Here is a 14,522-nt window from a genome sequence, read left to right on the forward strand (position 1 = left end):
TTGTCTGCACAAAAGGCTAGCCTTTGACGAAATCCGTACCTTCAGAGGTGTATGATGAGCGCAGCAGGGCAGGACAAACTCTTCGATCAGGTCGGATCAGGCTTCATGCCTTTTCACGATGCTGAAGCCGCGCTTGACCGTATCGAGGCGCTTTATGATGAAGGGGTGAAACATCTGCGTGACAGCTTTGCCGCTAGAAAACCGGCAGAGGCGTTTTATCCCTGTCTGGCTTTTTCTCTGGCAAATGGCTCAATTCCCGTGGACGTGAAGCCGCGTTTTGGTGTGCTGCTCGAACCCGGTTTCTACAGCACGACACTGACCCGTCCTGCCTTGTTCCGCAGCTACTGGCGCGCGCAGATTGATAATCTGGTCAACTGTTATCGTCAGCCTGTGCATGTCGGTCTTTCCAGACGACCGATACCCCTGCCTTATGTCATGGAAGAAGCTGTTACCGGGCTGACCGAGGCCGATCTCAGACGGCTGCAGGACAATTATGCCCTGCCAGATCTGCACAGAACCGATGACACTATTGCCAATTGCGAGATCATACCCGATCCGGAAGCACCGCGTGCCCTCGCGCTTTTTACGGCCGAACGCACCGATTATTCCCTGGCGAGGCTGCATCACTATACCGGTACGGCGCCACGTCATTTCCAGCGGTTCATCCTGCTGACCAATTACCAGCGCTATGTCGATAATTTCCGCGACTATGCACGTGCGCAGGTCAATGCTGGTGGTGAATATCATGCGTTTGTAGAGCCTGGTGACGCATTTTACACCCGGGCGGGCCAGGAAGGGCAGGCTGCGTCCTCATTGCCGCAAATGCCCGCCTATCATCTGTGTCGCGAGGATGGCGATGGCATCACGCTGATCAATATCGGTGTTGGCCCCTCCAATGCCAAAACCATTACCGATCATCTGGCTGTGCTGCGTCCCCACTGCTGGCTGATGGTCGGTCATTGTGCTGGACTACGTCGTACGCAACTTCTGGGTGATTACGTTCTGGCTCACGGTTATGTTCGTGATGACCATGTTCTTGACGATGATCTGCCAACCTGGGTGCCGGTGCCTCCCATTGCCGAGGTGCAGGTTGCCCTGCAGCAGGCCATGCAGAAAGTGACAGGTCTGGAAGATCGTGAAATCAAGACAAGGCTGCGCACGGGTACGGTCATGACGACCGATAATCGTAACTGGGAGTTGCGTTTGCGTGCGCTTTTCACGCAGATCAACATGAGCCGATCGATTGCGGTCGACATGGAATCAGCCACGATCGCGGCCAATGGTTTTCGCTTTCGTGTTCCCTACGGCACGTTGCTCTGCGTGTCGGACAAACCGCTTCATGGCGAACTCAAGCTGCGGGGAATGGCCAATGCCTTCTATCGTGAGCGCGTCAGTCAGCATCTGATGGTGGGTATCGAAACCATGCGGCTTTTGCGCGAACGCGGTGTTGACAGCCTGCATTCGCGCAAGCTGCGCGGTTTCGATGAACCGGCATTCCGTTAAGCCAGCAGACTGATAACCGGCCGGAGGTGACATCCTTCGGCTGTCCGGGCAAAGATCCGCAGATCAGGAGTGGTTTTGCCCTCTAGGAAGATAAGGACATCGTTTCATGGCTCAAGCCGATAGCGTCACCCTGCCACGCTGGGATCTTTCTGATCTCTATAGCGGGCTGCATGATCCGGCGATCGAGCAGGATCTCACTTCCTGTGACAATGAGGCGCGTGGTTTTGCCGAACGCTGGAAAGGTAAACTGGCTACAGCAACCGGGCAGGAGCTGGGTGAGGCGATTGCTGACTATGAACGTATTGATCAGCGTATGGGCCGCCTTGGGGCATTCGCACAACTCAGTTTTGCAGCGCATACGAGCGACCCGGAGACCGGACGTTTCTCACAGGGTATGACGGAACGTCTGACCGCCATCTCATCCCACCTTCTCTTTTTTACGCTCGAGCTCAACCGCCTTGAGGAGGGCGATCTTTCCAGACGTCTTGCTGTACCGGAACTGGCCCGCTGGACGCCTTTCCTGCGTGATCTGCGTGTATGGCGGCCATATCAGCTGTCCGATGAGGTCGAGCAGGTCCTTGTTGAGAAGTCCGTCACAGGTCGCGCCTCTTGGAATCGCCTCTTTGACGAGACCATGGCGTCGCTTTCGGTTACGCTTGATGGTGAAACCCGCCCGCTGGGTGAGGCACTCAACCAGCTTTCCAGCCCCGATCGTGAAAAGCGTCGCATTGCTGCGGCTGAGGTGAGCCGTGTGCTGGGGGCTAACCAGCGTCTTCTGGTGCTGATCACGAACACGCTCGCCAAGGACAAGGCGATTGAGGACGGATTGCGTGGTTTCCCGCGCCCGGGCTCGAGCCGCAACCGTGCCAATATGGTCGAGGATGAAGTGGTTGAGGCGCTGGTTTCCGCAGTGGATGCCGACTATGCGCGTCTGGCCCATCGCTATTACACGCTCAAGGCTGGCTGGCTTGGTCTGGACAAACTCCAGCACTGGGACCGCAATGCCCCGCTTCCCGGAGATGAGGATCGTCTGATCCCCTGGGACGAGGCCAAGACGATTGTCCGCAATGCCTACACACGGTTTGATCCGCGGCTGGGCGAGCTGGTCGGTCGTTTCATGGATAATGACTGGATCGATGTGGCCCCTGTGCCGGGTAAATCATCGGGTGCCTTCGCTCATCCGGTGACGCCTGATACGCATCCTTATGTTCTTCTCAATTATCATGGGCGCAGTCGCGACGTGATGACCCTGGCACATGAGCTGGGACATGGTGCTCACCAGATACTGGCGGCCAAACAGGGCTATCTGCAGTCCTCAACGCCCCTGACCTTGGCAGAGACGGCGTCTGTTTTTGGTGAAATGCTGACCTTTCAGGCGCTTCTCGATGCTGAGACTGATCCGGGACGTCGCCGTCGCATGCTGGCGGGCAAGGTTGAGGATATGCTCAATACGGTAGTGCGACAGATCGCCTTCTATCAGTTCGAGGTGAAGCTCCATGATGAACGGCGCAAGGGCGAATTGTCGCCGGAGCGTCTGGGCGAGATCTGGCGAGAGGTGCAGACGCGCAGTCTTGGCTCGGCCTTCGACTTTACTCCCGATTATGATGCCTACTGGTCCTATGTCCCGCATTTCGTCCATTCGCCGTTCTATGTGTACGCCTACGCCTTCGGCGATTGCCTGGTGAATGCGCTGTACGGCGTTTATCAGAACGAGAACAAAGAGCAGGGTGGAACAGGAGGGTTTCAGGATCGTTATGTCGCGATGCTGGAAGCCGGTGGGACAAAGCGCCATGCTGAGTTACTTGAGCCGTTTGGGCTGGACGCCAGTGATCCGGGCTTCTGGCGCAAAGGGCTTGATGTGATCTCAGGCTTCATCGACGAGCTCGAAGCTCAGGAAAAACAGGACAAGAGCGTTTAAGCGATGAGTAATCCCAAAGATCTGGACCAGACCGGCCTGTTTGGTGAATTCAAACGCATGGCCCGTGCTTCAAGCACTGTCGGCGGTATTGCGACGCGTGTGATTGGCAACAAGCTCGGGTTCAAGTCCAATCAGGCTATTCATGCGAATGATCTGCGTGCAGCGCTTGGCGGGCTCAAGGGGCCATTGATGAAAGGCGCCCAGATCCTCTCGACCATTCCCGGTGCTCTACCTGAGGAGTATTCCAGCCAGCTGGCCGAATTGCAGGCCAATGCGCCGCCAATGGCCTGGAGTTTTGTACGTCGTCGTATGACCACCGAGCTGGGTGTGAACTGGGAGCGGCAGTTCCGTTCTTTCTCACATCAGGCGGTGGCCGCAGCAAGTCTGGGTCAGGTTCATCGTGCGGTTACTGCCGAGGGGCAGGAAGTCGCATGCAAGCTCCAGTATCCCGATATGAATGCGGCCGTGGAATCCGACCTGCGCCAGTTCCGGGTTGTCGTGGGGCTGGTCCAGCAGTTCTTGCCGGCCATCAAGCAGGATGAGGTTGTCAGCGAGCTTGAGGAGCGCCTGCGCGAGGAACTCGATTACGAGCGTGAAGCCTCACATATGCGCCTTTACCGCGATATGCTTCAGCATATTCCTGAAGTAACGGTGCCCCTGCCGGTAGAGTCACTTTCCACACGACGTCTTCTGACCATGGAATGGGTCTCAGGGCGCGGCATACAGAAAATTCTCGATACCAATCCGAGCCAGGAGGAGCGCAACGCCATTGCCACAGCGCTTTTCAAGGCATGGTACACCCCGGTCTATCGCTACGGGATCATCCATGGTGATCCGCATATGGGGAACTTCACCATTCGGCCGGACTGGGGGCTGAACCTGCTTGATTTCGGTGCCATCCGGATTTTCCCGCCCCACTTCATCAAGGTATCATCGATCTCTTCAATGCCTTGCGGAACAATGACGAGGAAATGGCTTTTGCTGCCTACGACGCCTGGGGTTTCAAGGGACTCTCACGCGAGACGGCTGCAGTTCTCAATGAATGGGCACGGTTCATTTACGGACCTCTGATGGATGATCGCGAGCGTTTCATCCAGGAAAGTGATGACCCCAATTTCGGGCGTGACATTGCGGAAAAGGTCTATGAGGGACTCAAGCGCACGGGAGGGGTGCGTCCCTCACGTGAGTTCGTACTTGTCGACCGGTCCGCTATCGGGCTGGGAAGTGTTTTCCTGCGTCTCAGGGCCAAGCTGAACTGGCACAAGCTTTTTCAGGAGCTGATTGCAGATTTTGATGAGGTAGCTCTGGCTGAACGTCAGAAGATTGCTTTGGAGGCGGCACGCGTACCACCCCCCTTGAATGGTCTGTGATTACTGTCAGTCGGCATGCAGGAATCTCCGGAGGTTCCCGGAAATTCCTGCCTCTTTCGTATATCTGTTTGTGGATTTCAGTGATTCAATAAAATATACAGGAGTTGAACTCTCTCTGGTAATGTGGATGAAAAGAGAGGGATATCGGTAAGAATATATCCACAGGAATAGCCCATTTATCGTCTTCAGCGGGGATTGAAATGGCAGATTATCATGAGCCCCAGAGAAACCCCTGGTTCAGAGCCAAAAAATACGGTTATGGCTCTGGTCTTCCCATCACCTGGCAGGGATGGGTCAGTTTCGGGCTTGTGCTCGGTATCCTTCTGATGCCGCCGCTATTCATGTCATTCGTTGCGGAGCGTTATCAGCCCGGCATCATGATTGTCTATTTTGCCGTTAGCCTTCTGGCCATGACCCTCTTCTTCTTTGTCTGCAAGACACACACGAGGGGTGGTTGGCGCTGGCGTTGGGGGAATCGGGACTGAGACCGGTTTTTTCGGGATATCGATGCGTTTTCAGCAAGGATTTCAGCTTTTCTGCAGGCTGCCGGTCGCAACGGCGAAGAGGCAGCTACCAGACGTGACGACATACGGCTCCAGTAACCACCTGTAGAGTTCATGTCAGGCTATGGCACTGATGCCGAACCGGGAGGAACGGCACAAGGAGAGCTGGGTCTTCAGACGTGAAGGCCCGGCGCTTCCTGGCCTGTTGCAGCCACGTATTCGTGGTAACCACCTTCGTAGCGATGCAGGCCTTCCGGAGTGACTTCCAGTACCCGGTTCGACAATGCCCCCAGAAAATGGCGATCATGGGAAACGAAAAGCATCGTGCCTTCGTAATCGGCCAGAGCACGTATGAGCATTTCCTTGGTATCGATATCCAGATGGTTGGTCGGCTCGTCGAGTACCAGGAAGTTTGGCGGATTATAAAGCATCAGCGCCATGACGAGACGGGCTTTTTCACCGCCTGAAAGCACACTTACATATTTATCGACATCGTCGCCTGAAAAACCGAACCCTCCAGCGAGGGCTCGAAGAGAACCTTGGGCTGCAAGCGGAAATTCATGTTCAAGCGTCTCGAATATCGTGCGCCCGCCATCAAGAAGATCCATGGCATGCTGGGCAAAATATCCCATTTTGACACTGGCACCGATCGTGACACTGCCGGAGTCAGGCTCGCTGACACCCGCGATCAATTTGAGCAGTGTCGATTTGCCGGCACCATTGACGCCAAGAATGCAGCAGCGTTCCTGCCTGCGGATCTGCAGGTCCAGCCCGTCATAGATGATGCGTGACCCATAGGCCTTGCGAACCTGCCGGAGCAGTGCAACTGAATCCCCCGAGCGGGGAGCCGGAGCGAAATCGAAAGAAAGTGTCTGTCGACGACGGGGAGGCTCGACCCGGTCGATCTTGTCGAGCTTCTTGACCCTGCTCTGCACCTGCGCGGCATGAGAGGCGCGCGCCTTGAAGCGTTCGATGAAAGCGATTTCCTTGGCCAGCATGGCCTGCTGGCGATCGAACTGCGCCTGTTGCTGCTTTTCATTCAGGGCGCGTTGCTGCTCGTAGAATTCGTAATCACCAGAGAAGCTGGTGAGGGTGCCACCATCAATCTCGAGGATCTTGTTGACCACACGATTCATGAAAGCGCGGTCATGCGAGGTCATGAGCAGGGCGCCGTCATAATTCTTCAGGAACTGTTCAAGCCAGATCAGGCTTTCAAGGTCGAGATGGTTGCTTGGCTCGTCAAGCAGCATGACGTCGGGCTGCATGAGCAGAATCCGGGCCAGTGCCACGCGCATCTTCCATCCGCCTGAAAGCAGGCCAACATCGCCCGACATCATTTCCTGTGAAAAGCCCAGACCGTGCAGCACTTCGCGTGCCTTGCTGTCGAGGCCATACCCGCCGAGTTCCTCGAAACGTGCCTGCACATCCCCGAAACGCTCAAGAATGGTTTCCATCTGGTCCATTTTGTCGGGGTCGCAGAGATCCGCTTCCAGCTGCGCAAGTTCGGTCGCGATTTCTGCCACTTCACCAGCGCCGTTCATGACTTCTGCCACAACCGACCGCCCATCCATCTCGCCGACATCCTGGCTGAAAAACCCTATGGTAATGCCGCGATCCTGAAAGACCTGGCCCTCATCGGGTGTTTCCTGCTTGGTGATCAGCCGGAACAGGGTCGTCTTGCCTGCACCATTGGGACCGACAAGACCGATCTTCTCGCCTTTCTGGATTGCCGCGCTCGTCTCGATAAAGATGACGCGCTGGCCGTTCTGCTTGCTGATCGAATCAAGACGGATCATGGAACCTCTGGAATATCGGGGAAGGGCGTTGATAGGGGCTCGTTATCCGTTAGGCAATTGCGTTCACAACTCTTCAATTTGACGCATTGCCCGGATCGCGCTTCCCTTGCAGGGCGTGGCTTGTGCCGAATGCCGCTCTGATCCAGGAATATAATCATGAAAAAAGGTAACCGTCTTCCTGAGCGCCTTTATGCTCTGGCGATGTGGGGCGTTTCGGCAGTATTCGCCGTGTTTCTTGTCGGTCTTGGCGGACTCGTTATCAATGATCTCCCCCGGCATAGTGAGAACGTTGCTTTTGCGCCGGTCTATCCGGCTGATCTGCAAAAGCGCAGCCAGGCTCTGAGAGAGGCGCGCAGCGCGCTCAATGCCGAGCGCGAGATGGACAGGATCAGGCTTGACGCAGCACGGAGCGCTGCCAGCAACGCGAAAGAAAGTTTTCAGGCATGGATCGATACACGCAAGGCCACTACCGATCCCCGTCAGGACACGGAGCTCATCGCCCGTACCCATACTCTCGAACAGTTCCAGAATGCGGCTCACGAGGCTGAACGACGGATAGAAGAGCTCGATCGCAAACAGATTGAAAACGACCGGGCGCGTGCTGCGCTCAGCGAGGAGCGTGACGCTGCCGAAGAGGCTTACCGACCGATCTATGCCCGACAGGTTCTTGCGGCCCAGCTCCGGGTTTTTCTCCTTCGCCTGGCCTTCACCCTGCCGCTGCTGCTGATTGCGATCTGGCTCGTTCTGCGTCAGCGCAAGAGCGCTTACTGGCCGCTCTATCGTGGTTTCGTTCTTGCATCACTTTATGCCTTTTTCTTCGAGTTGGTGCCCTACCTGCCAAGTTATGGCGGTTACATACGGTATGGAGTGGGGGCGGCTCTGACCATTCTGGTCTGTATCGTCCTGATCAGGAACATGCAGGCCTATCTGGCACGCCGGCGCCTTGCCGAAGCAGAGTCGGAAAAGGAGCGGCGTCAGCGGGTTGATCGTGAACAGGCATATGCAAAAATTGATCGAAAGATCTGTCCTGACTGCGATCGCCCTCTTGTACTGGCCGAAGGGCTGGAGACGAATTTCTGCGTTCATTGCGGACTGACGCTTTATGAGCATTGCGGGATCTGTCAGACGCGTAACCTCGCATTCAATCGCTTCTGCATGAGCTGCGGTAGCAAGGAGATTGGTCACGCCGGACTGGCATGTGCCGGACAACCGGTCGAAACCCGTGAGGAGGATGCCGATGATAGCCACCATTCATATCACCCGGATCACAACTGATCTCTGCCTGCCGTTACGTCGTGAGGTTCTCTGGCCAGGCCTGACAGAAGAGGAATGTCGTGTACCCCAGGACCTGAAGCCATGCATCTGGGTGCGTTTCAGGGGGAGCGTCTGGTGGGATGTCTTTCCCTTTGCCCCTTGAGGCCTGGTCTGGTCCAGCTGCGCAAATTTGCTGTGGCGGCTGATTGTCAGGGGATGGGTATTGGTGGACAGCTGATGCATGAGGCATTGGCGATTTGCCGTCAGACCGGCATACAGAGACTTGAACTCGATGCCAGAAGCAGTGCGCTCGGTTTCTACGAGAAATTCGGGATGGTCCCTATGGGCGAAGTCTTTTTCAAGGGACCGATCGAACATCAGCGTATGGCTCTCGACCTTGGAAACTGACATGTTTCCCTCTCATCAAAGCGTGTTGGAGAGTCATGAGACGCTGGTCTCTCCAGGGCTGACCTGATGAAGGTGTGTCTGGCAGAAGAACAGTGAGACCTGACCCTGCAGAGGGCCAGAGGGAAGGGGAAGTCACGGGATGAGCCGCTATTGTGTCACGGTGACATGTCCGGCGCGGCGTGGGATTGTTGCCGTTATTTCGGGCTATCTGGCCGGGAAGGGCTGTAATATCACGGATAGTGCACAGTTCGACGATAATGAGACGAACTGCTTTTTCATGCGTACGAGCTTCATTGCTGAAACCGGCATGACGCTTGATGTGCTCAGGCGTGATTTTGAACCACTTGCCCGGCAATACGGCATGCAGGTGCATTTCCATGACGAGACTCAGAGACTGAACGTCGTCGTCATGGTCTCACGCTTTGGCCATTGCCTGAATGATCTGCTCTACCGGGTGCGCATCGGAGCTTTGCCAATCAATATCGTGGCGGTACTTTCGAACCATGAGGATTACCGGAAGCTGGTCACCGATCACGGTATTCCGTTTCACTATATCAAGGTTACGAAACACAACAAAACGGAGGCCGAAGCCCGTCAGCTGGAGATCATCGAAGCAGCAGGGGCTGATCTGGTCGTTCTGGCGCGCTACATGCAGGTTCTGTCGGATGAGATGTGCTCGCGGCTTGCCGGGAGGACGATCAATATCCATCATTCCTTTCTGCCGAGTTTCAAGGGTGCCCATCCCTATCATCAGGCGCATGCGCGCGGTGTAAAGCTAATTGGGGCCACGGCTCATTACGTCACTGCCGAGCTGGATGAGGGGCCGATCATAGAGCAGGATATCATCCGGGTGTCCCACAATCAGTCACCGGAAGATTATGTGGCGCTGGGCCGTGATGTGGAAAGTCAGGTTCTGGCGCGTGCCATTCATGCCCACGCTCATAGACGGGTGTTTCTCAGCGGCAAGAAGACGATTGTCTTTCCTGCAAGTCCCGGCTCTTATGCCTCGTCCTTTCGAGGCTGAAAGCGGCGAGGCATGAGACGGGCATGATGTCGCTTCTGGCAATATGAAGCATTCGGACTGCAAGCTGCTGTAGACGAATGAGCCTTATGCTGGAATGCTTCGGTATGTAGCAGGCACACTGGCGTGATCAGCGTTGAAACAAACCGGCTTCAGAAGCCATGGTTGATGATGTCCGGAATCATATGGTCAACGGGGCGTTTCATGGTCTTGTGTTACGTCTGGCGCATTTATGGGCTGGCATGGCGGCAGCTTCATGCGATAGATCGTCGTTGGTCCCTTGAGTGGACGACTGTTCTGGAAGGCGATCTCATCAAGCCGTGAGTCGCTGATATAGAGCCAGTTCTGGGCGATCGCAAAGCCGTCTGCCCAGTCGAGCACTGCAGGATTGTCGAAGATCTTCTGCGTTTGAAGCGTCTTCGCTCCGGTTGGCAAGGACAAGGCATAGAGACCGTGGTTTTCAATGTCTCCAACCCAGAGACGGTTGCAGGAATCAATCTCCATACCGCCGCTCATGACGGATTGGCCGAGATACTGGGCCTTCTTGTCGAGCTCGGCATCGGTCAGATGCGCATTGCGCAGATCTGCCGTTGCGATGCGCCAGTAATTATGGTCGGTCAGGGGGCGATAATAGAGCCAGGTCCGATCCGGCGAGAGGGCCATGCCATCATCCTGGGTAACCGGCAGACTGCCATTTTTCTTGCGTGCAAGCTCACCATAAATATGCAGATGCTGATTAGGATCCGCCACACCAGAGCGTGTATTGGCCAGTACCAGACGATAAGCCCCTGTATCCAGATCCATCACGACCAGACCGCCGTTCCCTGACTCATTGGTGATATAGGCTGTGTTGGTCGTGGTATCGACACGGACATCGTTAAGTGAGTCTGCGGGCGTGATATCAGGGCCGAAATGGTAGATCTGGATCAGCCTGCCTGTCTCGGCGTCGAACTCGACCAGTTTTGGGGGAAGCGTTTTCTGATCGACCGATGGCAGGGAGGAATCCAGCACCCAGAGATGGTTACGGTCATCCACCCAAAGTGCCGGCACCGAAACCCAGACTTCACGCTCGACAGGATTATGCTCAAAGCGGTTCCAGCCCTTGTCGGGAAAAGGAATTAATGCGCCGCTTTTTGCGTCGATACGCACGACGCTCGCGCTGTAACGCTTCATTGTGGCAGGGGCTGAAGCATAAACGACCCCGGAATGCGAAACGCCAACACCTATCATATTGAAATCGCTCGGGAAACGTTTGACAGTCTCAAGGCTGGGCTGCATGGCCATTGGCCGGGCAGGTTCTGCCGCGCGAGCTGAAGCCGTGAAACTGGCTGTGGCCAAAAGAAGGGTGAGCAATTTCATCAAAATAATCCAGCCTCAAGTGTAGTGATCTCAGAAGAAAACCAGCTTCTTGCGCCCTGATTTAACCAGGCCCTGCACAATTCTGCGCCAGGTCCGATCATTCAACAAAAAGAATGCGATCTACGAAACTGACCAGATGCGGGACTGTCTGGTTGTAGAATTCGTAATTGCCAACTGAAGATCTGTCCATTTTCATGGCAATAAGGCACAGAACTTTGTGCATATCTGTACCTTTTCTTATATTAAATTCATTGGTAGGTTCGAGTGAGTATTTTTCATAATCAGATATTTCTGGTGTTGATGAAGTAACTGTCCCTCCATTTGTTATTGGTCCAGGTACTGTCGGCGTTATTGTAAGGTACAGATTGACGCTTTCGTCGAGAAGAGATGTTTCTCCATTATTATTTCGTGTGAGCAGAAGTTTTTTTACAGGACCATCCTGCAAACTACCCTCAAGACCAATAGACGAATCAAAAATGTTAAAGAGGAATAGATATCTGGACCATTCAGGATTCTGGAAGACAAGGGCAAAGACCTTTTTGTGAAAAGGACCTTCTTCTGTTGTTAGACGTCCCGTACGAAGGTCGATATTGATATATCTGCCAGTCTGGGATTGAAGATAAAAAGACGTGAAATCAATTGGTCTGGAAATCGCTTTTTGTCCCATGTTGGGAATATGTATTCCAGATCTTTTGTCGGTGACAAAATCCGAGATATTCTGGGTTAACAAATCAATATTTGTTATTGTTTTTGTTTCAAAAAATCTATGATCTTTTTGCGGGGACTCTATGATGAGATCACTCTCTATGTAATCAATCTCGGCTTCATTAACGCCATCCATCATCGTGTAATTAGCATCAACATGGCTCTTGGCATTGATGGCTACCCCCGACGGGTTGGGTGTAAATATCGATGTGTGAAAAGCTGACCCGACAAATCCGACAGGAGTATTATGGTTTCTGAATAGTGAAATCTGCTCCGGAAATGTCAGTTCTTCCGGATGAACTATCTGGAAGCCGCGATCAATCAATGCTTTTTCAAGGAGAGGTTCGTTATCAATCAGAAGAGTGCCACCATATAGTTTAGAACGCGACAGATATATTTTTTCTCCCTTTACAGGATTGATCGCACTCTGTGATAAATCTCCAATCCTGTTGCAGAATTCTGCCATTTTTCTGTAGCAATAACCTTGCTCTGCAAAAGCTGGAGAAGGCACTACGAGTTCTCTGATAGTAACAGGGATTTCCGGGGTAATAAAATCATCCTTGGTTAACCCAAGAGCGTCAAAGATCTCAGCTTCCCACTTGAATGTAAAAACTTCGTCCAATCCACGCACACACCGTACAAGTAGCTTGTCACCAGGTTTGCGTATGTTCGCAAGGGCCCAGAGTCTTGAAATAAATTCGGTTATAAGGTGGCCATACTGATCGTGTATGTGGCCTACAAAGATGGCTCGCTCGATAACAGGATAATATTTGGCACTTTCGGGATTAACCCATTGTGGCTGCCCTTTGAGAACAGCCGATTGCGATGAAAAAATGCGGCCTGAGGTATCAGATATCCCTCGCGGGTAAAAACGCCACCAATCAGGTCGAAATGTGCTAATCCACAATGATAGATAGCGTTATTGAATGTCATTATTTCAGGGTTATCATAAAAATTGACAATCTTATTCGGCGCCAGGGTGGCTTTCTTTATTGTCATCTCTATTTATCCCATTGGAAATATTTTGGTGTACCAAGTCTGGATCCTGTAAATTACGCTGTAGAGTGGAGATGGTCTATAGATTCACAGGATTTCTTTGGTCTCGGCTGGCATGACAATACATGCCGGCTTGAAGCTGGGGGAGGGTAGACCATCCCATGCTTCAGAATATCGTATGAGCTGTCATCCTGGATAATTATCACGGAGAATTTCGGTGAGGTAAATTCGTCCGTAAGGAGCATGAACAATCTTTGTCAGGGTTCAATGCCAATGTCATATTGATTGTGTCTGGTTGTGTAAGACAGAACGAGGCGGGGATGGAGACAACTGATCTGACAACTGGTTCTGAGATGGAAAGAATAAGACATCCCGGGCTTTCTGACAGATCCGGGTCCTTGATCCCGGATCTGTCAGATCACTATCACGCAGCAAGTGCTTCGTCGGATCCGAAGAATTCGTGATGAATGCGATCGTTTGTTACACCGAGCTTGCGTAGGCCACCGATCAGATCGTGCTGAAAACTGCGAGGACACAGACAAATATATGTGTCTCGGGGGTAATATTATCGAATATCCACTGGGCCGAGATATGACCTTTATGGCCGGGCAGGGATAGATTGTTCCCCGCTCCGGTACTGCTGAACAAATCAATACGCGGAGCAGTTGGGGCGCCTGCAAGTTCCAGAAGGCTCGATCTGAACGGAATACGATCGTAATCATGATCGCCATGGACGAGATGCAGAGGTTTGGTAATTCCGCCTGCCCTGGCTGTGAGCAGCATGCTCATGAATGGTGTGATGCCTATACCCGCGCTGGCCAGAAGCACTGGTGATGTGCCTGTGGCAGCAAGAGTAAAATCTCCGGCCGGCGGGGCGACGTCCAGCTTGTCGCCTTCACGTAGCCTGTCATGGAACCAGCTCGAGACCTGGCCATTCGGGTCACGCTTGACAGAAATGCGATAGCTTTGTGCATCAGGAGCATTCGATATGCTGTAGCTTCGTCTGGTATTGATGCCGTCACGTTCCAGCTTGAACGTGAGAAACTGCCCAGGCTTGTGCAGGAGAACCGGCTTGTTGTCGACCGGCGCAAGCCAGAAGGATGTGACCGTGTCGCTTTCCTGTACGCGTGAGGCAACGCGAAATGACCGCCATTCACGCCAGCCGCCCGGCAGGGCTGAGCGTTCGTTATAGATACGCGCTTCGTGGGAAATGAGTATTTCGGCGAGGAAACGATAGGCATCGCTCCATGCTTCCATGATCTGCGGTGTTGCAGCATCCCCCAGTACGGTTTTGATCGCTCCAAGCAGGGCGGTGCCAACAACCGGATATTGTTCCGGTTTGACCATCACCGCGACGTGGCGTTCGACAATCAGACTCAGAGCTGATTCCAGTTTCTCCGGATGATCGATATGGCGAGCATAGGCGAGCACCGCTGCGGCGAGTGCATGGGGCTGACGACCATTGGCTTGGTCGGTCTGATTGAACATCGCGGCTATGGCGGGGTCGCGCATGAGAGAGCCGTACATGGTCTTGGTGATGGTAACGCCATAGGCTTCAAGGGCGGGAATAGTAGCTTTGACAATCTCGGCGGTGCCGGATTTGAGAGGCTCAATCATCGGGCGACTCCTAAAAGATGTATTTCACACACATCTTTTAGGATGGATGCATGAAAGATGCAAATCTGGTAC

Annotated in this window: 10 protein-coding genes and 1 pseudogene; 7 read left to right on the forward strand and 4 right to left on the reverse strand. The window is 53.7% G+C overall.

The window, feature by feature from the left end; all coding sequences use genetic code 11:
* Nucleotides 1–105 precede the first annotated feature (105 nt).
* The 4 genes and pseudogenes from JCM25354_RS12615 (at nucleotide 106) to JCM25354_RS12630 (ending at nucleotide 5,276) form a co-directional block, all read left to right on the forward strand.
* Entirely contained in the window at nucleotides 106–1,503 is a 1,398-nt protein-coding gene (locus JCM25354_RS12615) for an AMP nucleosidase (RefSeq protein ID WP_243444062.1), read from the forward strand.
* A gap of 106 nt (nucleotides 1,504–1,609) precedes the next feature.
* On the forward strand, nucleotides 1,610–3,421 hold the full coding sequence (locus JCM25354_RS18860; RefSeq protein WP_051537404.1) for a M3 family oligoendopeptidase: 1,812 nt from the start codon (nucleotides 1,610–1,612) through the stop codon (nucleotides 3,419–3,421).
* A gap of 3 nt (nucleotides 3,422–3,424) precedes the next feature.
* A pseudogene (locus JCM25354_RS18865) lies at nucleotides 3,425–4,791 on the forward strand (ABC1 kinase family protein).
* Between the two features lie 200 nt (nucleotides 4,792–4,991).
* Nucleotides 4,992–5,276: a hypothetical protein gene (locus JCM25354_RS12630; protein WP_025886273.1), complete on the forward strand. Its 285-nt coding sequence runs from the start codon at nucleotides 4,992–4,994 to the stop codon at nucleotides 5,274–5,276.
* Nucleotides 5,277–5,467: 191 nt separating this feature from the next.
* On the opposite strand, the gene JCM25354_RS12635 is transcribed toward JCM25354_RS12630, so the two are convergent.
* Nucleotides 5,468–7,090, reverse strand: coding sequence for an ABC-F family ATP-binding cassette domain-containing protein (locus tag JCM25354_RS12635; RefSeq protein WP_025886274.1), 1,623 nt, complete (start codon nucleotides 7,088–7,090; stop codon nucleotides 5,468–5,470).
* Between the two features lie 156 nt (nucleotides 7,091–7,246).
* On the opposite strand from JCM25354_RS12635, the gene JCM25354_RS12640 reads away from it, so the two are divergent.
* The 3 genes from JCM25354_RS12640 (at nucleotide 7,247) to purU (ending at nucleotide 9,776) form a co-directional block, all read left to right on the forward strand.
* Nucleotides 7,247–8,365, forward strand: a complete 1,119-nt coding sequence (locus tag JCM25354_RS12640; RefSeq protein ID WP_025886275.1) for a hypothetical protein — start codon at nucleotides 7,247–7,249, stop codon at nucleotides 8,363–8,365.
* 54 nt (nucleotides 8,366–8,419) lie between these two features.
* A complete protein-coding gene (locus JCM25354_RS18870) occupies nucleotides 8,420–8,752 on the forward strand; it encodes a GNAT family N-acetyltransferase (protein ID WP_084294772.1) in 333 nt (110 codons plus the stop codon).
* Between the two features lie 139 nt (nucleotides 8,753–8,891).
* The gene (gene purU, locus JCM25354_RS12650; RefSeq protein ID WP_025886276.1) at nucleotides 8,892–9,776 is read left to right on the forward strand and encodes a formyltetrahydrofolate deformylase; all 885 of its coding nucleotides are present in this window, start codon (nucleotides 8,892–8,894) and stop codon (nucleotides 9,774–9,776) included.
* Nucleotides 9,777–9,962: 186 nt separating this feature from the next.
* On the opposite strand, the gene JCM25354_RS12655 is transcribed toward purU, so the two are convergent.
* From JCM25354_RS12655 to JCM25354_RS18875, 3 genes are all read right to left on the reverse strand, one after another.
* Entirely contained in the window at nucleotides 9,963–11,132 is a 1,170-nt protein-coding gene (locus tag JCM25354_RS12655) for an L-dopachrome tautomerase-related protein (RefSeq protein ID WP_025886277.1), read from the reverse strand.
* Between the two features lie 97 nt (nucleotides 11,133–11,229).
* Entirely contained in the window at nucleotides 11,230–12,744 is a 1,515-nt protein-coding gene (locus JCM25354_RS12660; RefSeq protein ID WP_084294773.1) for a glycosyltransferase family 61 protein, read from the reverse strand.
* A gap of 596 nt (nucleotides 12,745–13,340) precedes the next feature.
* Nucleotides 13,341–14,450, reverse strand: coding sequence for a globin domain-containing protein (locus JCM25354_RS18875; RefSeq protein ID WP_051537406.1), 1,110 nt, complete (start codon nucleotides 14,448–14,450; stop codon nucleotides 13,341–13,343).
* Nucleotides 14,451–14,522 lie beyond the last annotated feature (72 nt).

Origin of the sequence: Asaia prunellae JCM 25354 (genome assembly GCF_000613885.1) — a bacterium.
GTDB lineage: Bacteria > Pseudomonadota > Alphaproteobacteria > Acetobacterales > Acetobacteraceae > Asaia > Asaia prunellae.

Coding starts and splice junctions, on each gene's coding strand:
- JCM25354_RS12615 (WP_243444062.1), top strand. CDS start 106: ATGCCTTTTCACGATGCTGAAGCCGCGCTTGACCGTATCGAGGCGCTT.
- JCM25354_RS18860 (WP_051537404.1), top strand. CDS start 1,610: ATGGCTCAAGCCGATAGCGTCACCCTGCCACGCTGGGATCTTTCTGAT.
- JCM25354_RS12630 (WP_025886273.1), top strand. CDS start 4,992: ATGGCAGATTATCATGAGCCCCAGAGAAACCCCTGGTTCAGAGCCAAA.
- JCM25354_RS12635 (WP_025886274.1), bottom strand. CDS start 7,090: ATGATCCGTCTTGATTCGATCAGCAAGCAGAACGGCCAGCGCGTCATC.
- JCM25354_RS12640 (WP_025886275.1), top strand. CDS start 7,247: ATGAAAAAAGGTAACCGTCTTCCTGAGCGCCTTTATGCTCTGGCGATG.
- JCM25354_RS18870 (WP_084294772.1), top strand. CDS start 8,420: ATGTCGTGTACCCCAGGACCTGAAGCCATGCATCTGGGTGCGTTTCAG.
- purU (WP_025886276.1), top strand. CDS start 8,892: ATGAGCCGCTATTGTGTCACGGTGACATGTCCGGCGCGGCGTGGGATT.
- JCM25354_RS12655 (WP_025886277.1), bottom strand. CDS start 11,132: ATGAAATTGCTCACCCTTCTTTTGGCCACAGCCAGTTTCACGGCTTCA.
- JCM25354_RS18875 (WP_051537406.1), bottom strand. CDS start 14,450: ATGATTGAGCCTCTCAAATCCGGCACCGCCGAGATTGTCAAAGCTACT.